This is a genomic window from Comamonas odontotermitis (assembly GCF_040396735.1).
GTDB classification, from domain to species: domain Bacteria; phylum Pseudomonadota; class Gammaproteobacteria; order Burkholderiales; family Burkholderiaceae_C; genus Comamonas; species Comamonas odontotermitis_C.
In genome coordinates this window covers 183,883-209,635 of record NZ_JBEBNZ010000003.1, presented here as the reverse complement: position 1 = coordinate 209,635, position 25,753 = coordinate 183,883, and the positions used below count along the sequence as shown (strand labels likewise).

At 62.7% G+C, this 25,753-nt stretch carries 24 protein-coding genes and 1 tRNA gene; 9 read left to right on the top strand and 16 right to left on the bottom strand.

Annotated features, from left to right (window positions below; all coding sequences use genetic code 11):
* Positions 1–22 precede the first annotated feature (22 nt).
* The 5 genes from ACH2DG_RS04955 to tolB form a co-directional block, all read right to left on the bottom strand.
* Positions 23–98 (bottom strand) — tRNA-Lys (locus ACH2DG_RS04955).
* A gap of 73 nt (positions 99–171) precedes the next feature.
* Positions 172–972: a ThiF family adenylyltransferase gene (locus ACH2DG_RS04950; protein ID WP_395024580.1), complete on the bottom strand. Its 801-nt coding sequence runs from the start codon at positions 970–972 to the stop codon at positions 172–174.
* 1 nt (position 973) lies between these two features.
* Entirely contained in the window at positions 974–1,735 is a 762-nt protein-coding gene (gene ybgF / locus ACH2DG_RS04945) for a tol-pal system protein YbgF (protein WP_395024579.1), read from the bottom strand.
* 8 nt (positions 1,736–1,743) lie between these two features.
* Positions 1,744–2,280, bottom strand: coding sequence for a peptidoglycan-associated lipoprotein Pal (gene pal / locus ACH2DG_RS04940; RefSeq protein ID WP_395024578.1), 537 nt, complete (start codon positions 2,278–2,280; stop codon positions 1,744–1,746).
* 67 nt (positions 2,281–2,347) lie between these two features.
* On the bottom strand, positions 2,348–3,661 hold the full coding sequence (gene tolB, locus ACH2DG_RS04935) for a Tol-Pal system beta propeller repeat protein TolB (RefSeq protein WP_395024577.1): 1,314 nt from the start codon (positions 3,659–3,661) through the stop codon (positions 2,348–2,350).
* 126 nt (positions 3,662–3,787) lie between these two features.
* Here tolB and msbA point away from each other — a divergent pair, with 126 nt between their 5' ends.
* Positions 3,788–5,608: a lipid A export permease/ATP-binding protein MsbA gene (gene msbA, locus ACH2DG_RS04930; protein ID WP_395024576.1), complete on the top strand. Its 1,821-nt coding sequence runs from the start codon at positions 3,788–3,790 to the stop codon at positions 5,606–5,608.
* A gap of 149 nt (positions 5,609–5,757) precedes the next feature.
* Here the strand turns inward: msbA and ACH2DG_RS04925 are convergent, their stop codons facing one another.
* The 6 genes from ACH2DG_RS04925 to mltG all read right to left on the bottom strand — a co-directional run bounded on the left by ACH2DG_RS04925 (position 5,758) and on the right by mltG (position 10,956).
* Positions 5,758–6,558, bottom strand: coding sequence for an ankyrin repeat domain-containing protein (locus ACH2DG_RS04925; protein WP_395024575.1), 801 nt, complete (start codon positions 6,556–6,558; stop codon positions 5,758–5,760).
* Positions 6,555–7,361: a TatD family hydrolase gene (locus ACH2DG_RS04920; RefSeq protein WP_395024574.1), complete on the bottom strand. Its 807-nt coding sequence runs from the start codon at positions 7,359–7,361 to the stop codon at positions 6,555–6,557. The genes ACH2DG_RS04925 and ACH2DG_RS04920 overlap by 4 nt, the downstream gene beginning before the upstream one ends.
* 220 nt (positions 7,362–7,581) lie before the next feature.
* A complete protein-coding gene (locus ACH2DG_RS04915) occupies positions 7,582–7,971 on the bottom strand; it encodes a PilZ domain-containing protein (protein ID WP_395024573.1) in 390 nt (129 codons plus the stop codon).
* A gap of 143 nt (positions 7,972–8,114) precedes the next feature.
* Positions 8,115–9,146, bottom strand: a complete 1,032-nt coding sequence (locus ACH2DG_RS04910; protein WP_395024572.1) for a DNA polymerase III subunit delta' — start codon at positions 9,144–9,146, stop codon at positions 8,115–8,117.
* A 2-nt stretch (positions 9,147–9,148) separates the two neighbouring features.
* On the bottom strand, positions 9,149–9,835 hold the full coding sequence (tmk, locus tag ACH2DG_RS04905; RefSeq protein WP_395024571.1) for a dTMP kinase: 687 nt from the start codon (positions 9,833–9,835) through the stop codon (positions 9,149–9,151).
* A 101-nt stretch (positions 9,836–9,936) separates the two neighbouring features.
* Entirely contained in the window at positions 9,937–10,956 is a 1,020-nt protein-coding gene (gene mltG, locus ACH2DG_RS04900; RefSeq protein WP_395024570.1) for an endolytic transglycosylase MltG, read from the bottom strand.
* A gap of 9 nt (positions 10,957–10,965) precedes the next feature.
* Between mltG and ACH2DG_RS04895 the strand changes: the two genes are divergently transcribed.
* Positions 10,966–11,886, top strand: a complete 921-nt coding sequence (locus ACH2DG_RS04895; protein WP_395024569.1) for a YgfZ/GcvT domain-containing protein — start codon at positions 10,966–10,968, stop codon at positions 11,884–11,886.
* 349 nt (positions 11,887–12,235) lie between these two features.
* Here ACH2DG_RS04895 and ACH2DG_RS04890 read toward each other — a convergent pair whose 3' ends face one another.
* The 3 genes from ACH2DG_RS04890 to ACH2DG_RS04880 all read right to left on the bottom strand — a co-directional run bounded on the left by ACH2DG_RS04890 (position 12,236) and on the right by ACH2DG_RS04880 (position 15,302).
* Positions 12,236–13,144, bottom strand: coding sequence for a YbgC/FadM family acyl-CoA thioesterase (locus tag ACH2DG_RS04890; RefSeq protein WP_395024568.1), 909 nt, complete (start codon positions 13,142–13,144; stop codon positions 12,236–12,238).
* A 65-nt stretch (positions 13,145–13,209) separates the two neighbouring features.
* Positions 13,210–14,160 (bottom strand): alpha/beta hydrolase, encoded by a 951-nt coding sequence (locus tag ACH2DG_RS04885; protein WP_395024715.1) that lies wholly within the window; start codon positions 14,158–14,160, stop codon positions 13,210–13,212.
* Positions 14,161–14,414: 254 nt separating this feature from the next.
* Positions 14,415–15,302, bottom strand: coding sequence for a 2-keto-4-pentenoate hydratase (locus ACH2DG_RS04880; protein WP_395024567.1), 888 nt, complete (start codon positions 15,300–15,302; stop codon positions 14,415–14,417).
* Positions 15,303–15,495: 193 nt separating this feature from the next.
* On the opposite strand from ACH2DG_RS04880, the gene ACH2DG_RS04875 reads away from it, so the two are divergent.
* The gene (locus tag ACH2DG_RS04875; RefSeq protein WP_395024566.1) at positions 15,496–15,945 is read left to right on the top strand and encodes a DUF2007 domain-containing protein; all 450 of its coding nucleotides are present in this window, start codon (positions 15,496–15,498) and stop codon (positions 15,943–15,945) included.
* Between the two features lie 221 nt (positions 15,946–16,166).
* Positions 16,167–18,020, top strand: a complete 1,854-nt coding sequence (locus ACH2DG_RS04870; protein WP_395024565.1) for an AMP-dependent synthetase/ligase — start codon at positions 16,167–16,169, stop codon at positions 18,018–18,020.
* A 209-nt stretch (positions 18,021–18,229) separates the two neighbouring features.
* On the opposite strand, the gene ACH2DG_RS04865 is transcribed toward ACH2DG_RS04870, so the two are convergent.
* Positions 18,230–19,303 (bottom strand): TRAP transporter substrate-binding protein, encoded by a 1,074-nt coding sequence (locus ACH2DG_RS04865; RefSeq protein WP_395024564.1) that lies wholly within the window; start codon positions 19,301–19,303, stop codon positions 18,230–18,232.
* A 359-nt stretch (positions 19,304–19,662) separates the two neighbouring features.
* A complete protein-coding gene (locus ACH2DG_RS04860) occupies positions 19,663–20,865 on the bottom strand; it encodes a saccharopine dehydrogenase family protein (protein WP_395024563.1) in 1,203 nt (400 codons plus the stop codon).
* A 296-nt stretch (positions 20,866–21,161) separates the two neighbouring features.
* Between ACH2DG_RS04860 and ACH2DG_RS04855 the strand changes: the two genes are divergently transcribed.
* The 5 genes from ACH2DG_RS04855 to ACH2DG_RS04835 all read left to right on the top strand — a co-directional run bounded on the left by ACH2DG_RS04855 (position 21,162) and on the right by ACH2DG_RS04835 (position 25,702).
* Entirely contained in the window at positions 21,162–21,527 is a 366-nt protein-coding gene (locus tag ACH2DG_RS04855) for a hypothetical protein (RefSeq protein WP_395024562.1), read from the top strand.
* A 312-nt stretch (positions 21,528–21,839) separates the two neighbouring features.
* Positions 21,840–22,754 carry a dihydrodipicolinate synthase family protein gene (locus tag ACH2DG_RS04850; protein WP_224149220.1) on the top strand — a complete coding sequence of 305 codons (915 nt, stop codon included), beginning with the start codon at positions 21,840–21,842 and terminating at the stop codon, positions 22,752–22,754.
* 14 nt (positions 22,755–22,768) lie between these two features.
* The gene (locus ACH2DG_RS04845; protein ID WP_395024561.1) at positions 22,769–23,404 is read left to right on the top strand and encodes a TRAP transporter small permease; all 636 of its coding nucleotides are present in this window, start codon (positions 22,769–22,771) and stop codon (positions 23,402–23,404) included.
* A gap of 19 nt (positions 23,405–23,423) precedes the next feature.
* Entirely contained in the window at positions 23,424–24,689 is a 1,266-nt protein-coding gene (locus tag ACH2DG_RS04840; protein WP_395024560.1) for a TRAP transporter large permease, read from the top strand.
* A gap of 26 nt (positions 24,690–24,715) precedes the next feature.
* Complete coding sequence (locus tag ACH2DG_RS04835) at positions 24,716–25,702, top strand: TRAP transporter substrate-binding protein (protein ID WP_395024559.1); 987 nt, start codon at positions 24,716–24,718, stop codon at positions 25,700–25,702.
* The last annotated feature ends 51 nt before the right edge of the window (positions 25,703–25,753 follow it).

Genomic DNA, 25,753 nt, shown 5'->3' with positions numbered 1-25,753 from the left:
CGAGCATATGGGTTGATATTCTTGGTGGGTCCTGCGAGATTCGAACTCGCGACCAACGGATTAAAAGTCCGCTGCTCTACCGACTGAGCTAAAGACCCGCCTTGGTTTGCTCAGTCGCTAATAAAAGCTCCCTTGCTCACAACAGACTTAGATTATAGCGTAAGTTTTTTGTCATTTTTTCGAGAATGCCAGTTTTTCCATGATCCAGCCAGCCGCGCACATGCCAAAGGTTGCGGTGATTGCAACCGATGAGCCATAACCATGGCAGTTGAGCGAGCCGTCGCCTTCCACCGCGCATGAGGCGTCTGGGCCCGCCACGGCCTCCTTGCTGAATATGCAGGGCACATTCATTTTCTTGCCGTCCTTGGGAGCGCCGTATTCCTTGCGCAGGCGGTACCGTACCTGGGCAAGCAGCGGGTCATGCGTGGTGTGGGCCAGGTCGTCCTGCTCTACCTTCCAGGCATGGCGCTTGCCACCGGCAGCGCCAATGCAGACAAAGGCGCGTTTATGGCGCAGACCCCAGGCCGCCATGGCCACCTTGGCACGCACCTGATCGCACGCATCCACAAAGCCATCGACACCATCCAGCAAGGTGGCACAGTTTTCAGGGGTCAGAAAGTCTTCGACCAGATCTACCTGGCAGTGCGGATTGATCTGCGCAATGCGTTCACGCATCGCATCAACCTTGGCCATGCCGATGGTGCCGGAGAGCGCATGGATCTGGCGGTTGATGTTGGATTCGGCCACATTGTCCAGATCGATCAAACGCAGGCGCGAGACGCCGCTGCGGGCCAGCGCCTCTGCAGTCCACGATCCAACGCCACCAATGCCGACCACGGCAATGCATGCGGCGCGCATGTTCGCAGCCGGGGCGACGCCCAAAAGGCGGTCCAGGCCGCCAAAGCGCCTCTGGATATCTGCGTCCATCTCGGCGTCCTGCCGATCGGACACCGCGGGAGACAGATCGCTCATATCACTTGAGTTTGGAGAGTCGCTCTTTGGCCGCGTTGGCCGCATCGCTTTCAGGGTAGGCCTTGAGCAGGTCCTCCAGGGTCTTGCGCGCAGCCTTGGTGTCTTTCAGCTCAATCTGGCAATTGGCGATCGACAGGGCCGAATCAGGCGCGCGCATGTGCTGCGGCGCTGTCGTCAGGATTTGCTGGAAATTGCTGATGGCCGGCTTGTAGTCGCGCGTGGCGTAGTAGGCATTGCCCAGCCAGAAACGCGCGGATGGTACATAGCCACTCTTGGGATAACGCTGAACGAAGCCACTGAAAGCGCTGGCTGCATCGGCAAACTTGCCGCTGCGAAACACGCCCAGGGCCGCTTCAAAATCGCGTTTTTCAGCGGGATCGGCCTTGAATTCCTGCCCATCCACGGTGACAGCGACGGGCTCGAACTGCTGCAGGCGTGCTTCCATGCCCTTGGCCAGATCGGTCTGCCCGCGCTTTAAATCGGCAACCTCACGTCGCAGGGTCTCGTTTTCGCCGCGCAGCTTGTTCATCTCGGCGCGCATGGATTCCATTTGCGACTGGAAGTCCAGCAGGCTGCGACGCACCTGCGAGGTGTCTTCGCCGTTCTGGTTGCTGCCCTGGGTGACCTGGTCGACACGCTGGCGCAATTCCAGAATGGCGCGGCGCGCGTCGGCATCTTCAAACAGTGCGGCCTGAGAGGCGGTTGCGCATGCCCACAAGGCGGCAAGCGCGATCAAACGAGGAGTTCTGCGAGTGAGGGTCATGGAGCCTATTAACGGTAGTTCAGTTCAACGCGGCGGTTTTGTGCGTGTGCGTCTTCCGAACTCCCTTCAGCAGCCAGCTTTTCCTTGCCAAAGGAGACGGCTTCCATCTGGTTGTCGGACACGCCCAGCACGTTCAGCGAGCGGCGCACGGCTTCGGCGCGCTTCTGGCCCAGTGCCAGGTTGTACTCGCGGCCGCCACGGTTGTCGGTATTGCCTTCCAGCATGACCTTGCGCGAAGGATTGGCCTTCAGGAACTTGGCGTGCGCGTCGAGCGTGGATTGGAAATCTGGCTTGACAGAGTAGCTGTCAAAGTCGAAATAGATCACGCGGGCAACGCCCACGGGGCCCTGGCCATTGGCGCCACTCTGGTTCAGGTCGACACCACCCACGGTGCTCTGACCTGTACTGCCGGTGCCTGCGCCATTGCCGGCGGTGGTTGCACCCTTGTCTTCCACAGGGGCGTTATCCAGGGAAGGAGCAGAGCTGCAACCAGCCAGCACGGCAGCGGCCACCAGGGCCAACGAAGCTTTTTTGAACGACAACATGTATAACTCTCCGAAAGGATTTTTCGTATAAAACTACTGACTCAGAACACTAGCAAAATTCTTGTTTTTAAGGTTGGTATGGGCCCCAATCGGGCTCACGGATGTCTCCATTCTGCCCGGCCAGTCGTGCCTTGATCTTGCCATCGAGCGTTGTGGTCATGAGCGCTTCACGACCTCCTTCGCGGGTGGCATAGACAATGAGTCGGCTGTTCGGAGCAAAGCTGGGGCTTTCGTCGTTGCTGGTATCGGTCACCGATGTCACAGTACTGGAAGCCAAGTCCATGACCTGCAATTTATAGCCACCACCGGCACGGGTGATGTAAGCAAGTGTCTTGCCGTCAGGACTGATAGAGGGAGAGATGTTGTAGGAGCCACTAAACGTCACGCGCTCGGCTCCACCACCCTGGGCACCCACACGATAGATCTGCGGGGCACCGCCACGGTCGCTGACAAAGTAGATGTAGCGGCCATCCTTGGAATAGGTCGGCTCGGTATCGATGCCGCTGCTTTGCATCAGGCGGCGTGGCTCGCCACCACCCGATGGGATGGTGTAGAGCTGGGAGCCGCCATCGCGGCTGAGAGTGACGGCAAGCGTGCTGCCGTCCGGCGACCAGGCCGGCGCGCTGTTGGAGCCCCGGAAATTGGCGATCAGACGGCGGCGGCCGGAAGACACCTCGTGCACGTACACCACGGGTTTGCGCGATTCGAACGACACATAGGCCAGCTGTGTGCCGGCAGGCGACCAGGTGGGCGAGATGATGGGCTCGGGGCTGGAGAGCGCCGATTGTGCGTTTTCGCCATCCGAATCCGCCACCCACAGGGTATAGCGGGCACCGTTCTTGGTGACGTAGGCGATGCGCGTGGAGAACACGCCCTTCTCGCCGGTGATCTTTTCGTAGATATAGTCGGCGATCTTATGGGCCACAAGGCGCAAGTCAGCCTGCGGCACGTTGTAGCTCTGGCCCCCCAGATCCGCGCCCTTGACTGCGTCCCACAGGCGAAAGCGCACATCAAAGCCGTTGCCGCCACGCGTCACGCTGCCGACCGAAAGGTACTCCGCGCCCTTGGCGGTCCACTTGGCCACGTCGGGGCGGGAGGTCTCATCCAGTTCCTCACCCGATGCGTCCACAGCCTTGAACAGGCCGCTGCGGATCAGGTCGGCCTGGACGATGGCCGAGATTTTCTGGGGCGCACTGCCTTCACCGCGAAACTGGGGAATGGCAATGGGATACTGCTTGATGCCGACACCCGTCACTTCGACGCGGAACTGCGCCAGTGCCGGGAGTGCTGGGGCTGCCAGTGCAGCGCCAAGAAGGTGACGACGATGGAACAGCGGCTTGGCCGCCTCCGAAGAAATAGATGGGAAGCGTTTTTTAGTCATTACCGACCATCATAAATGCGCAATGTATGCCGAACATGCCTCAGAAGGCAGCAGGATGTTACACACCCTACAAAATCACTATTATCTTCCAAGGAAGACAGCCGGCCATTCTAGAATCTTGCCCACATGTCCACAACAGAAAAACCATCTTCCGCGCATGCATCTGCGGCCGCGCCAGCACCTTCAGGCAGTGATCCTGCTAGCGCGGTAGCCCAGTTGTCACTGCGCGCACGCCTCTCCCGCCTCACCCCGTACTTTGGCTACCAGCGCTGGACCTGGGTGCTCGCCGTGCTGGCCACGGTGGTGGTGGCCGGAACGGAAGTGGCCATTCCCGCCCTTCTGCAACCCCTGGTGGACAAGGGTTTTACCGGCGGCACCCTGCCGCTGTGGGCCGTGCCTGTAGCAATTGTTGGCGTTTTTTTCATTCGTGGTGTTGCACAGTTCATCAACCAGTACGCACTGGCGCGCATTGCCAACGACGGGATGATGCGCCTGCGCGAGAACCTGTTCAATCGCGTGCTGGATGCCCACCTGAGCCTGTTTTCCAGGCAATCGGCCAGTGCGCTGTCCAATACCGTGGTGTATGAGGTACAGAACGGCGCCACCCTGATCGTGCAGGCGCTTCTGATGCTTTCGCGCGACGGGTTCACGGTGATTGCACTGCTGCTTTACCTGCTCTACACCAACTGGCAGCTCACCTTGATCGTGGCGGTGCTGCTGCCCAGCGTGTCATGGATCATGAAAACGCTCTCCAAACGGCTCTACCACATCACCAAGGCCAGCCAGCAGGCCACGGATGAGCTGGCCTATGTGGTGGAGGAGAACGTGCTCGCCCACCGCGTGGTGCGCATCCACGCCGCCCAGCCGGCCCAGGCGGGACGCTTTCTGGCGCTGAGTCGCAGGCTGCGCCAACTGGCCATCAAGGCCACGATCGCGTCGGCTGCCATGACGCCACTCACCCAGCTGCTGGCCGCCGTTGCGCTGTCCGTCGTGATCTGCATTGCGTTGTGGCAAAGCCGCGCCACGGCGGTGAGCGCCCAGGAAGTGACGGTCGGCAGCTTCATCTCCTTCATCTCCGGCATGCTGATGCTGATTGCCCCCATCCGGCGCCTTGCCGATGTGGCCAACCCGCTGACGCGCGGCGTGGCAGCGCTGGAGCGCGGCCTGGGCCTGCTGGGCGAAGTACCGCCCGAAGCCGGTGGACAGCACCGCGCAGACAAGGCGCGCGGCGCTGTCCAGCTGACCGATGTGACCGTCGAATTTGGCAGCGACAAGGCCCCCGCCCTGCGCCACCTCTCGCTCACCATCCACCCAGGCGAAGTGGTGGCCCTGGTGGGCCCCTCGGGCGCCGGAAAGACCACCCTCGTCAATCTGCTGCCGCGTTTTGTGGAACCCTCCAGCGGCTCGGTCAGCATTGATGGCGTGCCCCTGCATGACTGGGATCTGCACAGCCTGCGCAGCCAGTTCGCCATGGTGAGCCAGGATGTCGTGATGTTCAACGACACCATTGCAGCCAACGTGGCCCTGGGCGCGCCGCTCGATGAAGCGCGGCTGCAGCAGTGCCTAGCAGCCGCCAACCTGCAGGATTTTGTGGCACGCCAGCCGCAGGGCGTGTACAGCACGGTCGGCCACAACGCCAACCAGCTGTCAGGGGGCCAGCGCCAGCGCCTGGCCATTGCACGCGCGCTGTACAAGGATGCACCGATTCTGATCCTGGACGAAGCCACCTCCGCACTCGATACCGAATCGGAGCGGCTGGTACAGGAGGCCCTGGCGCGGCTGATGCAAGGGCGCACCACCGTGGTGATTGCGCACCGCCTGTCCACCATCGAGCACGCGGACCGTGTGGTGGTGATGGAGCGCGGCCAGGTGGTGGAGCAAGGCACCCACGAGCAATTGCTGGAGCTGGGCGGCCTGTATGCCCGGCTGCAGTCGCGGCCCCACTGACGCCAATACGCAGTTTCGCCCCCAAAAAAGCACCAAGCCTTTCAGAAGGCTTGGTGCTTTTTGCTATGGATTTTGCAATAAAGACGCTTTACTGGCGCACGCCAGCGCATGGTTTCATGAAAATCAGCGAGCCAACAACTGACGAGCCATCACCAGTTGCTCTGGATCTTGCGCTTGCCCTGTGGGAAGGCCGGCTGCTGCGGCACATGCCCGCCCGGTGCGGCAGCAGGTTTGGCAGGCTCTGCCGTGCCAACCGCTGAAGAGGTGCCCGCTGCACCACCCGCCTGGGCCAGCCAGCGCACTACTTCGGCACGATCCGCCCGGGTGGCGAAGTCCACAGCCGTCAGGCCCTGCTGGTTCTTCAGCTTGGGATCGGCGCCTTCCTTGATCAGCAATTCCACCGCGCTGCGGGTGCCGTACTGGGCAGCCATCATGAGCGGCGTGGTGCCATTGGGTGATGCCGCATCGATGTAGGCGTGGTGCTGCAGCAGGAGTGCCACCATCTTCAGGTCGGAGCCGTCTTCGCTGGGGGCCGATACGGCGTAGTGCAGCGGCGTCCAGCCTTCGCGGTTCACATCGGCGTCGCGAGCGATCAATGCCTTGGCCAGATCCAACTGCCCCTTGATGGCGGCCATCATGAGCGGCGTCTCGCCCTTGCTGTTGGGCTGGTTGACCTTGGTGGAAGGCAGATCGATCAATCCCTTGGCGGCGCGGTAGGAATCGAGCTTGAAGGCCTGCGTCAGCCCCGTCTCGCCGCGCTCGTTCACCGTGTTGGGATCAAAGCCGCGCTTGACCAGGGCGGCAATGCCCGTCGCGTCATCGCGGATGATGCGGGTAAAGAAGTCATCGTAGGAGCCAGCCTGCGTCAGGCCGCCCACCGTTGCAAAAACAATAGCAGCAAGCGCCTTGCGATAGCGTGCTCCAGGCCTATTCTTCTGGAAAAGCGTCATGCCAGCACTCCTGAAAACAGCCGGTCAAAGTTGCGGTTGGTGGCTTCTGCCACGGCTTCCACAGTCATGCCGCGTACCTGCGCAACCTGCTTTGCCACAAACGGCACGTAAGCAGGCGTATTGGTCTTGCCGCGATAAGGCACGGGCGCCAGGTACGGGCTGTCGGTTTCGATCAGGAGCCGGTCTTCGGGCACAAAGGCCGCCACATCGCGCAGATCCTGCGCGCTCTTGAAGGTGACGATGCCGGAAAACGAGATGTAAAAGCCCAGGTCCAGCGCGGCACGTGCCACTTCCATGGTTTCGGTAAAGCAGTGAAAGACGCCGCCAGCGCTGCCCGCGTCACCCGTCTCCCCCTCTTCGCGCAGCAGGCGCAAGGTGTCTTCAGAGGCGCTGCGCGTGTGGATGACCAGCGGTTTTTGCACCTGCTGTGCAGCCCGGATATGGGTGCGGAAGCGCTCGCGCTGCCACTCCAGATCGGCAATCGTGCGCCCGCCTTTGCGGTCTTCCATGCCGTAGTAATCGAGCCCGGTCTCACCGATGGCCACCACACGCGGCAGGCCCGCGCGCTGCACCAGATCGTCCACGCTCGGCTCGGTCAGGCCCTCGGTATCGGGGTGCACGCCAACGCTGCACCAGATGTTGTCGTAGCTGGTGGCCAGCGCATGCACGTCGGGAAACTCCTCCATCGTGCAGCTGATGCACAGGGCGCGCGTCACCTGGGCTTCGACCATCCTGGCACGGATGGCCGGCAGGTCCTGGGCCAGTTCAGGAAAGTTCAAATGGCAGTGGGAATCGGTAAACATCAAAAGGTCAGCAACAGGCACCAGGGGGCGATGCCTTGAAAATCAATGGGGCGGGGAATCTGCAGCGTGCACAGCCAAGGGCAAGGCCCCTGCCTTGTGCCACTGGCATAACTCAAGTCAAGAAATTACCGCTATTGTCTCTGCTCAGACGCATTTGCTGCTGTCCATAAAAGCAAAAAACCCTGTCAGACAGGGTCGGGAGAGGAGCAGCCAAGGCCGGTCAAATGGTTTGCGTGGCGCGATCCGCCTGCAGCGCCGTGCCCAGAATCTGCTCGATCTTGTAGCGCAGTTCGTCGGTTTTGGGGTCTTTCGGGAAGCGCACGCCTATGCCCTGGGTTCGGTTGCCGCTGGCACCTGCGGGCGTCACCCAGCCCACCTTGCCGGCAATGGGATAGCGCTGCGGGTCCTGCGGCAGCGTGAGCAGCAGGTATACATCGTCCCCCAGCGCGTAATCCTTGGGCGTGGGCACAAAAATGCCGCCGTCCTTGAACAAGGGAATGTAGGCGGCGTACAGCGCTGCCTTTTCCTTGATGGCCAGCTGCAGCACACTGGGGCGCGCAGCAGCGGCAGACGCTGCGGACGCAGCAGATGCGGGGGTAGGACTGTTCATAGCCTGCAAGGATAACCAAATGTGGTGTCAGCTATCAAGCACATAGCGCAAACTGCGCATGGTTGATGCGCAAGCACCACTTTTTACCAAAGTGCCAGCCGGTTTCAGATGCGTTGCCGAGCCCAGTCACCATGCCTGCGGTATCAGCGGCGCGACTGCAGCACCGACGCCGCCTGCGCGACCAGCGCCTCCAGCATCAGGCCCTGGTTGAAGGGATGGTCTGCCGTCTTCATCGACTGCGTGAGCGCCTTGCTCCAGCGGCTGAGGACCGCGAGGGTCGGCGGGGCGGGCAGATCGGCCTTGTCGAAAAAGCGCGGCGCGGCGCCCACACGCAGCATCAGCAGGTCATGGCAGAGCTTTTGCAGCGCATCCACCACCTGCGGCCCCGCCAGGCTCGCCAACGCCCCGGCCTGGCCCTGGGCAAGGTCCTTGGGCAGCTTTTTCCAGACCTGGGGCGAGCGCCCGGCCTGCAGCTGCGCGAGCGCGTCTTCGGGACGGCCGCCTGCGGCTTGCAGGGCGCTTGTGATCTGGTCTGCAGGCACGCCCTGCCCGGCAAGCCAGGTGCTGGCGGCCTCTGCCACCGGCCACTGCATGGTGTGCGACAGGCAGCGGCTGCGGATGGTGGGCAAAAGCTGGTGCGCCGCCTCGGTGGCCAGCACAAAGCGGACATCGCCCGGCGGCTCTTCCAGCGTCTTGAGCAGGGCATTGGCGGTGACGGCATTCATCTGCTCGGCCGGATACACCAGCACCGCCTTGCCCTTGCCGCGCCCGGATGTGCGCTGGGTGAACTCCACCGCATCGCGCATCGCATCAACGCGGATTTCCTGGCTCGGCTTGCGCTTCTTGTCGTCGATATCGGCCTGCGCCTTCTCGGGCAAGGGCCAGCCCAGCGCCAGCATCGTGGTCTCGGGCATCAGCACGCACAGGTCGGTGTGCGCATGCACGTCAATCGCGTGGCAGCTGGCGCATTGCCCGCAAGCGCCGTGCGCGCCGGGCGCGTCGCACAGCCAGGCGCGCACCAGCTCCATGGCCAGTGCAAACTGCCCCAGGCCCGATGGCCCCTGCAGCAACCAGGCATGGCCGCGCTGCTGCAGCAAGGCATCGCGCTGCTGGGCAATCCAGGGCGCTACTGGCGGCGTCACCGCCTGCGCCGTGTTCTTTTCAGAGGTCGCCATGTTCAGGCCTCCACCGCCAGCCAGCCGCGCTGGGCCACGGCGGCGCGTACGGCCTGCCATACGTCGGGGCGTGGCTGGTTGGAATCAATGCGCGCAAAACGCCCGGGCTGGGCAGCGGCGCGCGCGCCATAGCCTGCGGCCACTTGCGCAAAAAAGGCCTGGGGCTGCGATTCAAACCGGTCGGGCACGCGTGCATGGGCCAGGCGCTCTGCCGCCACCTCGGTGGGCAGGTCAAACCACACCGTCAAGTCCGGCTGGCGAATGAAATCAGCCCCCAGTGCAGGATTGGCTTGCACCATGCGCTCCAGAATTGAGAGCACCCGCAGATCGAAACCCCGCCCGCTGCCCTGGTAGGCAAAGGTCGCGTCGGTAAAGCGGTCGCACAGCACCACATCGCCACGCGCCAGGGCGGGCTCGATCACCTGCTGCAGGTGGTCCCTCCGGCCGGCAAATACCAGGAGCGACTCGGTGAGTGCATCCATGGGCTCGTGCAGAAACAGGGTGCGCAGCTTTTCCGCGAGCGGCGTGCCGCCCGGCTCGCGCGTCGTCACCACCGCGCGCCCTGCGGCCACAAACGCATCATGCAGACCCTGGATGTGCGAGGACTTTCCGGCACCATCAATGCCTTCAAAGGTGATGAACAGGCCACCGGGGACCGATGCGGGAGGGGCTGAATGGGAGGGTGTCATGCTGCGGGGGATTGTACGCAGCTTGCGGGCCGGATTGGACAGCAGGTTTGGCAACGGGTTGCTCACCGGATCGGACTACCACTGGTGTGGCCCGCCCCTGCTCACTTGCCCCGCTGGAAGGTATTGACCGCGCGGTTGTGCTCGTCCAGGCTCTCGCTGAAATGGCTGCTGCCGTCGCCCCGGGCCACAAAGTACAGCGCCTTGGTCTTCTCAGGCTGCACGGCGGCGATCAGCGAGGCCTTGCCCGGCATCGCAATGGGCGTGGGCGGCAGGCCGGTGCGCGTGTAGGTGTTCCATGGCGTATCGGCCTGCAGGTCGCGCTTGCGCAGGTTGCCGTCGAACTTGTCGCCCAGGCCGTAAATTACCGTCGGGTCGGTCTGCAGCAGCATGCCGATGCGCAGGCGGTTGGCAAACACCCCCGCCACCAGCCCCCGGTCGGCGGCCTTGCCGGTTTCCTTCTCGACGATGCTGGCCAGAATCAACAGCTCGTCCGCCGACTTGAGCGGGCTGTCCTCCTGCTTGAGCGACCAGGCGGCCTCCAGCCGCTTGTCCATGGCCTGCATGGCGCGGCGCAGCAAGGCGATATCGCTGCTGCCCTTGGAGAAGGCGTAGGTATCCGGAAAAAAGCGCCCCTCTGCCGCCGTGCCCGGCTTGCCCAGCGCTTCCATGATCTGCTCGGGCGTCATCACCGCGCTGTCGTGCTTGAGGTTCTCTTCCTTGGCAAGTGCGGCCCGCACCTGCCGGAAGTTCCAGCCCTCGACAATCGTCAGCACGCGCTGGCTGTCTTCGCCACGCACCAGGCGCGCAAGCAGGCTCTGCGGCGTGGTGCCCACGGGGATTTCGTAATTGCCCGCACGGATCTTCCGATCCTGCCCCGAGAGGCGGAACCACCAGTACAACAGATCGGCATTGACGCCAATGCCCGCCGCCTGCACGGCCTGCGCCACGGCGCGCGGCGGTGTGCCCGGCTCGATCTCCAGCTCCACGGGCTTGTCGCCCGCCACAATCGGCTGGTGCAGCCACCAAGCGCCCGCACCCGCCGCGGCCAGCGCCGCCACCACGATCAACACTAATAAACGCTTCACAACCCTACCACCTCTGTGCAATGGATCGCGCATCATAATTCACCCATGACACAAGCATTACAAGGACATCTCGCCCTCCAGCACCTGGGTGTGATCCGCGCCGAAGGCGATGACGCCGCCATTTTTCTGCAAGGGCAGCTGAGCAACGATGTGCAGCTGCTTCCCGTAGGCCAGGCCCGCCTTGCGGCTTTTCTCTCTGCCAAGGGCCGCATGCAGGCCAGTTTTATTGTCATCAAACGTAGTGCGGGTGAGTTCTGGCTCATCACCAGCCGCGATGTGCTGGCCGCAACGCTCAAGCGCCTGTCCATGTTCGTGCTGCGCGCCAAGGTCAAGATGAGCGATGCCACCGATGCCGTGCAGCTGATCGGCCTGGCCGGTGACGCCGTGCCTGCCGAAGCCCGCGAACTGGCACCCTGGCAGACGGCGCAACTGAGCGATGCATCCATTGTGCGCCTCTTTGCCGCCAGCGGCGAAAGCCGTGCGCTGCTGGCAGCCCCCCGGGACAGCGCCCTACCCGATGCGGTGGCGCACAGCCCATTGCTGGATGCGGCAGCCTGGCAGCTCTCGCTGGTGCAGGCGGGGGTGCCGCTCATCACCCAGCCCGTGGTGGATGCCTTTGTGCCCCAGATGGTGAACTTTGAATCGGTGGAAGGCGTGAGCTTCAAGAAAGGCTGCTATCCGGGCCAGGAAGTCGTGGCACGCAGCCAGTTCCGCGGCACGCTCAAGCGGCGCATGTACCGCGTGGCGTCACCTGCACAGCCTGCCGTGGGCCAGGAAGTATTTGTCGCCAGCGACGCCGACCAGCCCGTAGGCACCGTGGTGCAGACTGCCGCCACGGCCAGCGGGTTCGAGGCCCTGGTGTCGATGCAGATTGCCGCTGCCGCCGATGCCCTGCACCTGGGCAGCAGCACCGGCCCTGCGCTGCAGGTACTGGCACTGCCTTACGCTCTGAAGGACGATATCTGAGCGAGCCCCTTGCCTCGTGCCTTCCCGGCAGAGGCATCCGGTCAAAGATTCATCAAAAATACGACAGTTAACCGCTGCTTTCCGCCAATTTTTCTCCAAGTACCTGTTACGCAAGGAATTTTGGCACCATTGCCGTAGTTTTTGCTAAAATTGACGGACTTTGCAGGCAGGAGCTGCCACGTTGGCTCCACTTGCAAAACGCTACAACTACTCAAGCGCATCTTGACCATCACTCCTCGCCGGGACTGGGAAACCAGGCCCGGCTTTTTATTTGGCAAGATGGCAATGCGCCAAGCGCTATCAAAAACAAAGTGCAGGCGCGCATTTAGTTAGTGCCCGCAAGTGTTTTTTACAGATCCTTGGTCATCGAGACATGGGGAATGCCCGCCTCCTCGTACCGCTCCCCCACCACGGTAAACCCGGCGCGGCGGTAAAAGTTCTCTGCCGTGCACTGGGCGTGCAGCTCCACCTGGCGCTTGCCCTGGCGGCGCGCAGCCTCCACCAACGCATCCAGCACCTGGCGGCCCAGTTGGGTGCCGCGCAAGGGGCGGGCTACGGCCATGCGGCCGATGCGCATCACATCCGCACGGCTTTCCTGGTTGGCGCTGGGCAACATGCGGCCGGTGGCCACGCACATGCCCAGGCCGTTGATGGCCACAGCATGCAGTGAGGTCACATCAAACTCGTCAGCCTCGATTTCCTCGGGAATGCCCTGCTCGCGCACAAACACCTGCATGCGCAGGCGCATCGCCTCCTGGCCCAGCACGTTCCAGCTGCCGGTCTTGACCTCCACCATCTCCTGGCCCGCCTCGTAGCGCTGCACCATCTGGCGATAGGCATCGGGCAGCGGCACAGGCCGCTGCGCGCCATCGGCAAACACATAGACCATGGTGGCCGAAACCAGCAGCCGGTCGGCACAGAAAATGCCCGCCTCGAACTGCACCGAGGTATTGCCAAGCCGGGTGACGCGGATGCCGATATCGATCACATCATCGAGCCGGGCCGAGGCGTGGTACTCGATCTGCGTGGCCTTCAGAAACAGCTCGCCGCCCAGGCGCTGCGTGCCCTCTTCATATGGCACCGCCAGCTGGCGCCAGTACTCGGACATGCCGATATCGACATAGTTCAGGTAATGGGCGTTGAAAACCACCTTCTGCAGATCCACTTCGGACCAGCGTACACGCTGGCGGTTGCGGCAGCGGAAGTCGCCGAGGGATTGGGCGCGTTGGGGAAAAAGAATGACGGGTGCTGCTGACATGGTGTATCTGAAAACGGTAGGGAATGCAGCAATCCTGTCGCAGGATTGCCACCGATGGGCTGCAATCAATCAAACGCAGCCCGCAATGCATGGGCCATGTTCGCGTGGCAGGCTCTCGCCTCCTTCAGCGCACGGCCCATCTTCACAAATTCGTGCGCCACGCCGGCATATATCTCCAGCTCGACCGCCACGCCAGCCGCTCGCAGTTTGTCTGCGTACAGCACGCCTTCGCCCACCAGCGAATCACATTGCGCCAGATGCACGCTGGCGGGCGCCACACCACGTACGTCAGGCGCCAGCAGCGGGGCAAAGCGCCAGTCATCGCGGTCGGCCGGGGTGCGGGTGTAGTTGGCGAACATCCAGCTGATCATGGGCTCGGTCAGGATGGGGCCTTGCGCGTACCGGGCGTGCGAAGGCGTGTCCTGGTGTGCGGCGCAGCCCGGGTAGATGAGCAACTGCAGCGCCAGTGCAATGCCGGCATCGCGCGCCAAAATGGCGTTGACCGCCGCCAGGGTCCCGCCCGCGCTGTCGCCGCCCACGGCCATGCGCCGGGTATCGGCACCCAGTTGCATGCCCTCCTGCGCCAGCCATTGCAGCGCATCCCAGGCATCGTTGCTGGCCGTGGGGAACTTGTGCTCCGGCGCGAGCCGGTAATCCACCGAGATCACCATGCAGCCAGCCTGGCGCGCGAGTTCGCGGCACAGAGTGTCGTGCGTGGCCACGCTGCCGATGGTAAAACCACCGCCGTGGGTGAACAGCAGCACCGGCTGCAGCGGGTCCCAGGTCGCGGCATAGAGGCGCGCAGGGATCGGGTAGCCATCGCGTGCGGGAATGTGCAGGTCTTCGACACGGTCCAGCGCGGGCTTGGGAATCTCCAGCACGCCCGAGCCGACCTCATAGCCCTGCCGCGCCTGCTCCACGGGCAGCTCCCACATCGGCGTGTGCTGGGCACGGGCCATGCGCTCCACCACGCTGCGCATGGTGGGTGTCAACTCGGCAATCACCTCGGCGGGCATGGGCAATTCTACGGCTGCATGGACGGCAGGTCGGGAAGAGGACTCAGACATAAATCACGGCCTGGCGCGCCATGGACAATCGCCAGCAGCTATCAAAACAAAAGCAGAGCCGCGCAGCGCACCTGGCGCCAAGGCGCCCCGCCGCCACAGCCATGCGGACTGCGGCGATTATCGGCCATCCACCGGGCCTGTCACCGTCACCTGTGCACCCATGTACCGATCAGTTCGAGCGGCTCCCTCCGTTCATCGGTGACTTATTCGAAGGTGACTTCCACGGGCTGTGCGCCCGGCAGGCCTTTGTAGTCGATGGTGATGGTCTGGCCCGCCGCCGGAGGCAGCAAGGCTGAAAAGGACCCCAGGCTCACCCAGTCGCCCACCTTCAGCGCATAGCCCTCCTTCTGCAACGCCTGCGTCAGCCAGACGACAGCGTTGAGCGGCTGCGCCATCAAATCACCGCCACGGCCGCCGCCCAGGCGGGCGCCGGTCTGGTCGCGGATGGTGATCTCCATGCCCTGCAGCGCCGCCAGAAAGGCATAGCGCTCATCACGGAATGCAGGAATGCGTATCGAATCGCCAATCACGCCCAGGCGCGAGCCCACATTGATCGCCTCTACCGATGCGCCGTTCAAGGTCTTGGGGTCTTCCACCATCAGATCGGGCAGCTCGATATAAGGCACCACGCGGTCAATGCTGTTGAGTACCTGCAGCGGCGTCGTGGCGCGGTTGATGGCGGTGCTGGAGACACGCACCAGCATATCGGCCTCGAACAGGGGCCGCGCGCCAAAGCTGGCAGGCACCACCGTGCGGTTGGCCAGCAGCGCGCCCTTGTAGAGGCGCCCCCACACGGGCTGGTCGGTGTTGAAGCGCTTTTGCACGGCAGCACTGGTCAGGCCCGCCTTGTAGCCCACGGGTTTGCGGCCCGCCGCTTCAAATGCAGCCATGAGCTTGTTGCGCGTGCATTTGCCGTCTTCGGCGCTCATCTCAGGCGGGTTGGCAGCAGGTGTCCTGGCCTCGTAGGCCTGAACCCACTGTGCAATCTGCGCGTCGTCCAGACAGGCCGCCTGGGCCCAGGGCACCGCAGCCAGGGCCAGCGCGGCCACAGCAAGGCGGGGGTGACGAAAAAGCGAGGGCTGTTGCAGCATCCAAAATCTCCAGGGCGTTCCAGACAATGCCTCCAACATACCATCCGCGCCGCAAGGCCCGACCCAGGGAAACCACGACACGCGCCCACAATCCAGGGCCACGCCCAAAGTTCTTGATGTATATCAAGCAACAACCCGCCCGGAGCACGCCTGGCGCTATAGTTATTGATAAGAACATTTTCAGGAGGCATCCATGCGCAGCGTGTACGAACCCTCTGGCGCCATCCAGGCCCATGTGCTGCAGGATGTGCTGCGCCAGCACGGCATTGCCAGCCATGTACAGGGGGAGCATCTGCAAGGGGCGATCGGCGAATTGCCCGCTGGCAATCTGGTGCGGCTGCTGGTGGCCGACGGGGATTTCGCAGCGGCCCGCCGCGCCGTGGAGGAGTGGGAGCGCGCCACCCCAATGGACGAGGAAGATCTGGCGCGCCTGGACCGTAGCGCGATGGCAACTGCGGCGGCTGCACCACCCCCCGCAACAGTTGCCGGCACTGCGCAGGCCCCGCCGGTGCCGGCATCCCGCGACCGAAGCGAGCGAAGCGACCAAGGCGACCAGGGCGGCCACAGCAGCTACATCGGCGGCCTGCTGCTGGCAATGGTCATCGGAACTGCAATCGCGCTTCTGGCATGGGTGTTTCTATGACTTTCCGGGATTTTCATCAAAAAAGTATCGATTGAAGATACCTCTCTGCCCTCCTTCGTACACCCTGCCTCGAAAAAGCACACCGGCCGCAACGCGCATCCACAATCGCGCCCATTGCATACCGGCGGGCCGTAAACACGTTCTGACGATCGTTCACAGCCCTCCCTGGCCAAAACAGGGGCCAATCGATGCGATGATTGCCATGAGGAGAATGGAAGAACATGACGACGAGCCAAGGCCAGATGCCCGATCTGCGCACCATTGACACCCTGCCTGCGCTTTTTCAGTACCGCTGCAACACCACCCCGGCCCGCGAGGCCTACCGCTGGTTCGATGCAACCAGCAACCAATGGCAGTCCTTCAGTTGGAGCGACATGCAACAGGCCGTTGCTACATGGTCAGGCGCCATCGGCAGCCTGCAGCTAGAACGCGGCGCCCGCATCGCCACCCTGCTCACCCACAGCGTGCACGCCATCTGCATTGACCAGGCTGGACTCGCCCAGGGCTGCGTGACCGTGCCGCTGCATGCGAATGACAACGCCGGCAATATCGCCTTCATCCTGGCCGACGCAGGCGCTTCGCTGCTGCTCGTCAACCGGCTCGAAGCCTGGCAGAAGATCGCCGCCACCGGCACGCCGCTGCCAGCCCTGCGCTGTGTGGTGGTGGACGACCCCCACCAGCCCGCTATCGAAACAGGAGCTTCTGGCGCAAGTGAGCCGGGCGCCGTCCGCATTGTTCGCCTGCAGGAATGGCTGCAGGCCCCGGCAGTTGCCGCTGTAGCCGCCGCCCCTCAACCCCAGGCCGAAGATTTGGCGGCCATCGTCTACACCAGCGGCACCACCGGCAAGCCCAAGGGCGTGATGCTGAGCCACCGCAATGTGATGAGCGACGTGAAGGCCGTACTTGGCCGCGTGGTGCCCACGCAGGACGATGTGTTCCTGTCCTTCCTGCCCGTCTCCCACACGTTTGAGCGCACCTGCGGCTACTACCTGCCCATGGCCGTGGCCAGCACCGTGGTGTATGCGCGCTCGGTGGCGCAACTGGCCGAGGACATGCTGGCCGTGCGGCCCACCATCCTCGTGTCGGTGCCGCGTATCTACGAGCGCATCTACGCCAAGGTCCAGGAAAAGCTCGCCGGCTCTGCCTTCAAGCGCGCGCTGTTTGCTGCGGCCTGCTCCAAAGGCTGGGCACGCCACTGCGAAGCCCATGGCCTTGCCAACAAGGATGCGCCCCAGGGCGGTTTGGCACGCCTTCTGCCCTGGAGCTTTCTGCAAAAGCGTGTAGCGCAGCCCATTCTGGACCTGTTTGGCGGGCGATTGCGCATCGCGGTCACCGGTGGCGCTGCCATCCCGCCCGTCGTGTCGCACAGCTTTCTGGGCCTGGGTCTGCAACTGGTGCAGGGCTTCGGGATGACCGAGACCTCTCCAGTGCTGACTGCCAACTCGCTGGAGCACAACGACCCCTCCACCGTGGGCAAGCCGCTCACGGGCATGGAAGTGCGCATCGGCGAGAACAAGGAGCTGCAGGCGCGCGGCCCCAATGTGATGGTGGGCTACTGGAACCGCCCCGAAGACACGCAAAAGGCATTCACCGACGACGGCTGGCTGAAAACCGGCGACCAGGCCGAGATCATCGATGGAGAAGTGCGCATCGTCGGCCGCATCAAGGAAATCATCGTGACCGCCACCGGCGAGAAGGTGCCGCCCGGCGACATCGAGCAGGCACTGTGCGCCGATCCGCTGTTTGAGCAGACCATGGTGGTGGGCGAGCACCAGCCCTTCATTGCCTGCGTGGCCGTGGTCAACCGCGAAGAATGGAAGCTGCTGGCCGCAAGCCATGGCCTCGACCCGGACAACAGCGTGAGCCTGCAGGCCCCGGCCGTGCGCAAGGCTGTGCTCCAGCGCATCGAAAACCTGTGCCACGGCTTTGCCAAATATGCCGTGCCTCGTGCCGTGTATCTGGTGGCCGAGCCCTGGACCGTGGACAACGGCCTGATGACCCCGACGCTGAAGCTTCGCCGCCCGCAACTGATGCAGAAGTACGCTGCCGAGATCGCGGCAATGTACGCCAAGTAAGCCGGCTGCGTTACCCGCCTTCTATCGGTCACCAGACAAGGACATCAGGAACAGAGGACAACAGAAGGCGACAGAGGACAACAGAGGACGATTGCTACAAAATAAAGAGCTGCCTGTGCTTACCTGAAAAGCACAGGCAGCTCTTTTTATATGGAAATCGCCATATCTTCACCCGCACGCACGGCAAAGCGCGGCCCGCCTGGCCAGGCTCAGCTCTTGCTGGTGGGGAAGTAATAGGTGATCAGCGCGCTCGCGCCCTCCACCCCTGCCTTGCTCGACCATTCGCGGGCAAACTTCTCGCCCATCAGGTCGAGCGTGCGGCGCAGCTCGTAGCTGGGCTGGCTGATCTTGGTGCCGTGTTCCACCAGCACGCGCTGGGCGGCATCGTCCGCATCGCGCGCCAGTTGCCAGCCGCGCGCCTCGGCCTGCTTGGAGGCAGTCTCCAGGGCCTTTTTCGCGTCCTCGGGCAGCTTGGCCCAGTGCTTTTCGCTCATCAGGATCAGGTTCTTGGGAATCCAGGCGCGCATGTCCACAAAAATGCCCATGGCATTCCACGACTGGCTGTCCACACCCGTGGTGCTCGATGTCACCATCACATCGACCTGCCCGCTCTGGATCGCCTTGGCCAGGTTGTTGGCTGCCGTGTCCACCGGCGTGGCACCCGCAACCTGGGCAATGAACTTGGTGGCGTCGTTGTTGACGCGGAACTTCTGGCCCTTGACATCTTCGAGCTTGTTGACCGGAGCACGTGCAAACAGCCCCTGTCCGGGCCACGGCGCGGTATAGAGCACGCGGATGCCCTGCTTTTGCAGCAAGGCCTCGATTGGCTGGCGCGTGGATTCCCACAGACGCTTGGCATCCTCGAAGCTGCGCACGATGAAAGGCAAGGAATCGATGCCCAGCAGCGGATACTGCTGCGCGAAGTTGGACATGAAGATCTCGCCAATGGCCAGATCACCCTTGCTGAGCGCGGGCATGACCTCGGTCATCGGCATCAGCTTGGCATTGGTGACCACATTGATCTGCAACGCCCCCTTGCTGGCCTCACCGGCCTGCTTGGCAAACTGCTGCAGGTTCTGGGTGTGGAACAAGGTGTCGGTATAGGCGCCCGCACATTGCAAGGTGGTGGTTGCAGCCTGCGCACCGGCCGGCAGCCAACTGGCAACGCCAGCACCAGCGGCGGCGCCCAGCGTGGCCAGCAATCTACGCCGTGTTGGGCGGGCAAGCGGTGCCAGTAGCTGTGTCGCTACCGATGCATGAGCCTGTTTGTTTTGATCAACCATAAAACCTTTCCCTCGATGAAGTTCCGCAGGTCGCCAAAGCGCCGCGAATATGCTTGAGCCTGTACCCTGCAAGTGCGAAAACTGCGTTCTGCCAATCAATCTTGAATCATAGTCTTACACGACTGACAATTCGTCATAAAGCGCACGGAATCTACCGTGGACGCTCCAACTAGGCAATGCGCGTTTGTCTTAGGCGCAACATTTCTTGATATATGTCACGACTGAGATGGATGCGCCTATGGCGCAGGCCCCGGCCCTCCTCACCGCAGCCACCGTGCCAAAAAAGCGCTTGCTAACCAAAAGAAAAACTGCCCGCACTTGCCATGCAAGCGCGGGCAGCTCCCTGGGAGAGAATGGTGTTATGCCGCCAGTGCCGCGTTCAGGTCCTGTGCACGGTAGTACTGGCCAAAGCGGTTGGCGATGAAGTCCGCAAACCGGATGGACTCCTGGCCGATGAAGCCCTTTTGCGGCAGCACCTTGCCCGCCACCAGATCAAGCGCACAGCAGATGCCAGCGGCCGTGGTCAGCTGGATGGCGGTGAGCGCGTTGCCGGCCACCGTGGTGCCCACGATGCGGGCGGAATAGGATTCCTGCATCAGGCGCCCGCCCTTGCTGCCCGTGGCGCTGGCAAAGATCACGATCACATCCTGGCGCGTGGCAGGGATGGCGCTGTCAAAGATCTTGTTGAGCAGCTCGCGCTGGTCACGCAGCTTCAGCTCGTTGAGCAGCAGTTTCAGAATGGCGCAGTGGCCCGGGTAGCGGATCGACTTGTAATCCACATTGCGTGCCTTGCCTGCCCAGGTTTCGGTCAGGGTGCCCAGGCCGCCGCTGGTGTTGAAGGCTTCGTACTCGATGCCATCGAGCGCAAAGGTCTCCAGGCCTTCGAGCGCATGCACGGTCAGCGGCTCGCCGTCCACCAGGGCCTCGCAGGGGTTGATGTATTCGTTGATCAGGCCCTCGGTGCTCCAGGTCAGGTTGTAGCGCAAGGTGCCCTGCGGGTAGCGGGGCAATGCGCCCACGCGCATCTTCAGGTCATGCAGCTCGTCAAAGTGCTGGGCCACGTCGTTGCCCACGATGCCGATGAAGCCCGGCGCCAGGCCGCATTGCGGCATCAGCACACTGCTGGCCTTGGCCGCCAGCTTGCGGATTGCGTGGGTGGACTGCACGTCTTCGGTCAGATCGAAATAGTGCACGCCCAGCTTGGCTGCCAGCGTGGCCACTTCGATAGCCATGTGGAAGGGCAAGGCGTTGAGCACGGCAAACTGCCCCTCCATCGCCACGGCCAGGTCGTCTCCCTTGCCGATGTGCACCGTCTCCACGCCCAGCGCCGCAACGGCCTTGAGCTGGGCCTTGGACTGGTCCGCCATGCGCAACTGATAGCCGCCAGCGGCCTGCAGCAGCACCGCCATCGCAAAACCGATTTTTCCGGCGCCAAGAATGGTGACTTTCTTCACCTCCGTGTTCGCTGCCGTGCCCGCCTTGGTCGGGGCAGATGCTGCCGCCAGTGGCGTCACAGTCGATTTGTCTGCTTTTCCCAGTTTTTTCTTGGCTTTGTCGCCCATGATTTTTCTCCTTGAATCCGCAATCTGGATGGAGAAATGTTACAAGCAACTCTTGTCAATATGAACATATTAAAACGTCATATTATTTGTTTTATATGGTCAATTTAGCTTTTATTTTAGTCATTTATACCAAAATAAGCGTAAACCCTTGATTCAAAAAACACCAAACGCTGGCCTGTAGGAGCCCTGATGAGCCACCCGCACCTTGCGCTGCAGGCACAATGGCAATCCCTGCAACGCCCAAGCACACATCCATAACAAGCCGGGCATCCCTTTTTCAGCGTTTTCTCACTGCCATGGCCGGTTCTGCATCCAACTCCATCCTGCGTTTTCTGCTTGCCCGCGATATCCGTAAAGGCAAGTCGCGCGAAGACTTGCTGGCCAAGCTGGACGCGGCGGGCTTCAGCGGCGAACATGCCGCGCAGTTCATCGCCCAGGCAGAGCGCAAGGTGCTGGCCCGCAACCGGCGCTGCGCGGTGATCTCCGCCATCGTGGTACTCGTTCTGCTGGCCCGCCTGGTCTGGGGCCCCTACGCCGACCATCCCGACATGCAAATGCTGCTGGGCGTATTGGCGGCCATTTTTTCAGGTGCAGGCTTTTATTTCTGGTTTGTGGCGCGCTGGCAGGCCCCTCCTGCAAAAGTACCAGGTTCGGGGCGTTGACGGCCACGGTGCCAGGCAGCCCGTGACCAGCTGCTGCAACACCTTCTCTTCAAAGCTCCCCCAAGGGCGAATACGGGTGTGGGCGCAACCCTCCCCGTAGCGTTTCCGCGTACGGCATTCCCGCTGCATGGGTTGGCAAGCCCGGTTTGTACAGGCACTCTCGCCGTGCGCCCACCCCATTACACCCAATTGCGCCAGCCGAATAGCGTGCTTTTCCTGTGCTCGAAAATACCTAAAGGATATTTTAAATATCTCATTAATATATTTAACAACTTCAACCGGGCGATCCGCATCTACATCAGGAGCACACACATGAGCAATCCACGCTGGCAAGGCATTTTCCCTGCCGTCACCACCAAGTTCCACGCTGACGAAAGCATCGATGCCGAAGGCACGGCGCGGCACATCGATTTCCAGATCCGCAATGGCATCCATGGCGTTGTGACCTGCGGATCGCTGGGCGAGGCTAGCACCCTGTCGCTGGAAGAGAAGCTGGAAGTGGCGAAAATCGCGCTCGATGCATCGGGCGGCCGCGTGCCGGTGCTGGCCAATGTGTCGGAAACCAGCACCCGCGAAGCGCTGCGCTACATCGACGGGGCCAACAAGCTGGGTGTGGCAGGCTTCATGGTGATGCCGTCGGTGATCTATGTGGCTGACTCCCGCGAGGCGATGGCCAACGTGCGCGCCATGGCCAATGCGGCCCAAAAGCCCATCATGGTCTACAACAACCCGGTCGCCTACCGCGTGGACCTGAAACCCGAGCACTTTGTCGAGCTGGCAGACAACCCGCACATTGCCGCCATCAAGGAAAGCACCGGCGATATCCGCCGCATCACCGACCTGCGCAACACCGTGGGCGACCGCTACCAGCTGTTCTGCGGTGTGGATGACCTTGCCTACGAAGCGCTGGCCCTGGGGGCTGACGGCCTGCTCGCCGGTGTGGGCTGCACCTTCCCGCGCGAGACGGTAGCGCTCTACGACCTGATGAAGGCCAAGAAGTTTGACGAAGCCCTCAAGCTTTACCAGTGGATGACGCCGATGCTGCACCTGGATGTTTCGAACAAGTTGGTGCAGAACCTCAAGCTGATCGACGTGCTGGCAGGCACGGGCAGCGAGCACATGCGCCTGCCGCGCATGCCGGTGGTGGGCGAAGAGCGCGAGTTCATCACCCGCATCGTGAACAAGGCCCTGGCCACCCGTCCGGCCCAGTACCGCTCGGTCGACTGAACCGGCAGCCCGCCATGCCTTCACAAGAACATACAGGCAACGAAACTCTGGCGGGCCCGCTGTGGGCCCGTGGCCTGCAGCGGGCCTCTGCCGCCATCCTGGGCCTGGAGCGCCGGGCGCTGACCGGGCTCATGGGGTTGATTGCGGCGCTGATTCTGCTGAACGTCGCCACCCGCTACAGCGGCATGCCGATCTACTGGGTGGACGAAGCTGCGGTGTATCTGGTGGTGTGGCTGTGTTTCATCGGTGCATCGGCCATGACCCGCCTGCGGCTGGACTTTGCCGTCACCCTGCTGACCGATGCCGTGGGCGAGCGCGCTGCGCGCTGGCTCAAGATGGCGGCCACGCTGTGCGTACTGCTCTTTGGCCTGGCCATGATCGCCATGTGCTGGGTCTGGCTGGATCCGGTGGGCATCGCAAGCTTCGGCTTCGACGCCAAGGCCTATGCCGCAGAGAGCTTCAACTTTCTCTACACCGAGCGCACGCAGACCCTGAACTGGCCGACCTGGGTGGTACAGATCGTGGTGGCGCTGTTTGCCGTGAGCTTTACGGTGCATGCCGCAGCCAACCTGGCCGAAGACATGGGCGTGGTGCCGCGCGCCACCATCCAGGGGTTCGACCTGGGCAATGCCGAAGAAACCGTCAATTAACCCCGCCCGCCCGCACACCATGATCACCAGCATCTTCTTTCTTGCCATCATGCTTTTGGGTGTGCCCATTGGCGTGTGCCTGTGTCTGGCGGGCATTGTCTATATTGTCGATACCGACGCCACCGTCCTCTTCCAGTCCTTTCCCACGCAAATGTTCGGCGGTGTGGACAGCTATGGCCTCATCGCCATTCCCCTGTTCATCCTGATCGGCGAGATCATGAGCAGCGGCGGCATCACCCGGCGCCTGGTCAGCCTGGCGATGGGTTTTGTCGGTTCGGTGCGCGGGGGGCTGGCCTACGTCAACATTCTCGCCAACATGATGCTGGCATCCATCATCGGCTCGGCAACGGCGCAGGTCGCCATCATGAGCAAGATCATGGTTCCCGAGATGGAGCGCCAGGGCTACGACAAAACCTTTGCCGCAGGCGTCACCGTCTATGGCGGCATGCTGGGCCCGATCATTCCGCCTTCGGTGATGTTTGTGGTGTACAGCGTGCTCGCCCAGGTGGCCGTGGGCGACATGCTGATGGCAGGCATCCTGCCCGGCATTTTGCTGACGCTGCTGTTCTTCGTGGTGATCGCCTGCATGGGCTTCATCTACAACTACCCGCGCAGCGAGCGCAAAACCCTGCGCGAGCGTGCCCGCACCATCGTGCAGGCATCTCCCACCCTGCTCATTCCCATCGTCATCGTCGGCTCCATTCTGGCTGGCGTTGCCAACCCCACCGAATCAGCGGCCGTTGGCGCACTGGTGTCGGCACTGGTGGGCAAGTTCGTGACGCGGGAATTCCGCTTTGCCATGCTGCCGCAGATTCTGCTGCGCTCTGCCGTGTATTCGGCCATTGTGCTGTTTCTGGTGGCGGCGGCAGCCGTGTTTTCTTGGCTGCTCATCTATGGCAAGGTGCCGCAGGCAGCAGCCGCCTGGATTCAGACCGTCGCCAAGGACCCGGTGAGCTTTTTGCTGCTCACCAACGCGATCCTGCTGGTCATCGGCACCGTGATCGACGGTATTCCCGGTCTCATCATGACCGTGCCCATCCTGCTGCCCATTGCCACCGAGATCTACCACATTGATCCGCGTCACTTCGGCGTGGTGGTGGTGGTGAACCTGGTGCTCGGCCTGATGTCCCCGCCGGTCGGCCTGTCCTTCTTCGTGGCCGCCGCCGTCACCGGTGCCAAGCCGGGCAAGATGTTTCTGGTCACCCTGCCGTTCTTCCTGATCTGCTGCATCGCACTGGTGCTGCTGTCGCTGTTTCCACAGCTCTCCCTGGCCTTGATCAAGTAACCGCAACTCCCCGAAAGGTGTTTTCCATGACCCAATCACGCCGCCGTTTTCTGCAATGCAGCGCCGCACTGGCAGCCCCCGCCTTCATCGGCCAGGCCCGCGCCCAGGCCAAGGAGTTCCGGCTGGGCCTGATCACGCCCGGCGGCCACTCCTGGAACCGCGCTGCACTCGCCTTTGGAGAGCTGTTGAAGAAAGAGACCAATGGCCGCCTCTCTGCCGTTGTCTTCCATTCCGGCCAGTTGGGCAACGAAGCGGCGATGATGCAGCAGATGCAGACCGGCGCGCTGGACATGGGCTGGATACAGGCCGCCGAGCTGGGCTCGCGCGTTTCCACCATCGCCGCCATCAATGCGCCCTACCTGGTGCGGTCCACCACCGATGTCGCCAAGCTCGTGCGCCACGATGCCGCCCTCAAGCTGCAGGAGGTACTGCCCAAGGAGACTGGCACCATTGGCCTGGGCTGGGGCATCACCGGCATGCGGGTGGTGTTTGCCACCAAGGACATCACGGGCGTCAAAGATATCAAGGGCATGAAGCTGCGCATCAACCCGACGCCCGCCTACCGCGATTTCTACCAGCAACTGGGCGCAGCGCCCACCCCCATTCCAACGCCCCAGGTATTTGATGCCATGGCCAATGGCCAGGTCGACGGGCTGGAGGCCGATATCGAGCTGTCGTGGAACCAGCGCTACGACAAGGTCGCCAAAGGCATGCTGCAGATGAACGCCTTGTTCATGCCGTTTGCGCCACTGGTGTCCGGCCGCGTCTGGGCCAAGCTCGACAACAAGGACAAGGAGCTGATCCGCGAGCTGGTGCGCCAGTCCCTCGACGCGCAGATCAAGGACATCGTCACCACCGAGCTGGGGCTGATCGACAAGTTCAAGGCCACCAACTTCCCCATGCGCAGCGAGCCTTCGCTGGACGTCGCCGCCCTCGCCCGCGACTACGACAAGATCTGGATGCCCAAGGCCCCGGCCATTGCCGAGCTGCGCAAGGTAGGGGCCTCGCTGTGAACCAGCCCGCCATGGCCGCAGCACCCGCCCTTTCTGATTGACAATGCCCTC

Bases quoted from the DNA above. Each gene is read 5' to 3' on its own strand.
- ACH2DG_RS04920 (WP_395024574.1), bottom strand. From the start codon at position 7,361: ATGTTTACCGATTCCCACTGCCATTTGAACTTTCCTGAACTGGCCCAG.
- ACH2DG_RS04850 (WP_224149220.1), top strand. From the start codon at position 21,840: ATGAGCAATCCACGCTGGCAAGGCATTTTCCCTGCCGTCACCACCAAG.
- ACH2DG_RS04880 (WP_395024567.1), bottom strand. From the start codon at position 15,302: ATGCTGCAACAGCCCTCGCTTTTTCGTCACCCCCGCCTTGCTGTGGCC.
- ACH2DG_RS04855 (WP_395024562.1), top strand. From the start codon at position 21,162: ATGGCCGGTTCTGCATCCAACTCCATCCTGCGTTTTCTGCTTGCCCGC.
- ACH2DG_RS04860 (WP_395024563.1), bottom strand. From the start codon at position 20,865: ATGGGCGACAAAGCCAAGAAAAAACTGGGAAAAGCAGACAAATCGACT.
- ybgF (WP_395024579.1), bottom strand. From the start codon at position 1,735: ATGACCCTCACTCGCAGAACTCCTCGTTTGATCGCGCTTGCCGCCTTG.
- ACH2DG_RS04915 (WP_395024573.1), bottom strand. From the start codon at position 7,971: ATGAACAGTCCTACCCCCGCATCTGCTGCGTCCGCAGCGTCTGCCGCT.
- pal (WP_395024578.1), bottom strand. From the start codon at position 2,280: ATGTTGTCGTTCAAAAAAGCTTCGTTGGCCCTGGTGGCCGCTGCCGTG.
- tmk (WP_395024571.1), bottom strand. From the start codon at position 9,835: ATGACACCCTCCCATTCAGCCCCTCCCGCATCGGTCCCCGGTGGCCTG.
- ACH2DG_RS04950 (WP_395024580.1), bottom strand. From the start codon at position 972: ATGAGCGATCTGTCTCCCGCGGTGTCCGATCGGCAGGACGCCGAGATG.
- ACH2DG_RS04845 (WP_395024561.1), top strand. From the start codon at position 22,769: ATGCCTTCACAAGAACATACAGGCAACGAAACTCTGGCGGGCCCGCTG.
- ACH2DG_RS04885 (WP_395024715.1), bottom strand. From the start codon at position 14,160: ATGCCCGCCGAGGTGATTGCCGAGTTGACACCCACCATGCGCAGCGTG.
- ACH2DG_RS04870 (WP_395024565.1), top strand. From the start codon at position 16,167: ATGACGACGAGCCAAGGCCAGATGCCCGATCTGCGCACCATTGACACC.
- ACH2DG_RS04835 (WP_395024559.1), top strand. From the start codon at position 24,716: ATGACCCAATCACGCCGCCGTTTTCTGCAATGCAGCGCCGCACTGGCA.
- ACH2DG_RS04890 (WP_395024568.1), bottom strand. From the start codon at position 13,144: ATGTCAGCAGCACCCGTCATTCTTTTTCCCCAACGCGCCCAATCCCTC.
- ACH2DG_RS04875 (WP_395024566.1), top strand. From the start codon at position 15,496: ATGCGCAGCGTGTACGAACCCTCTGGCGCCATCCAGGCCCATGTGCTG.
- ACH2DG_RS04840 (WP_395024560.1), top strand. From the start codon at position 23,424: ATGATCACCAGCATCTTCTTTCTTGCCATCATGCTTTTGGGTGTGCCC.
- ACH2DG_RS04925 (WP_395024575.1), bottom strand. From the start codon at position 6,558: ATGACGCTTTTCCAGAAGAATAGGCCTGGAGCACGCTATCGCAAGGCG.
- ACH2DG_RS04895 (WP_395024569.1), top strand. From the start codon at position 10,966: ATGACACAAGCATTACAAGGACATCTCGCCCTCCAGCACCTGGGTGTG.
- tolB (WP_395024577.1), bottom strand. From the start codon at position 3,661: ATGACTAAAAAACGCTTCCCATCTATTTCTTCGGAGGCGGCCAAGCCG.
- msbA (WP_395024576.1), top strand. From the start codon at position 3,788: ATGTCCACAACAGAAAAACCATCTTCCGCGCATGCATCTGCGGCCGCG.
- mltG (WP_395024570.1), bottom strand. From the start codon at position 10,956: ATGATGCGCGATCCATTGCACAGAGGTGGTAGGGTTGTGAAGCGTTTA.
- ACH2DG_RS04910 (WP_395024572.1), bottom strand. From the start codon at position 9,146: ATGGCGACCTCTGAAAAGAACACGGCGCAGGCGGTGACGCCGCCAGTA.
- ACH2DG_RS04865 (WP_395024564.1), bottom strand. From the start codon at position 19,303: ATGGTTGATCAAAACAAACAGGCTCATGCATCGGTAGCGACACAGCTA.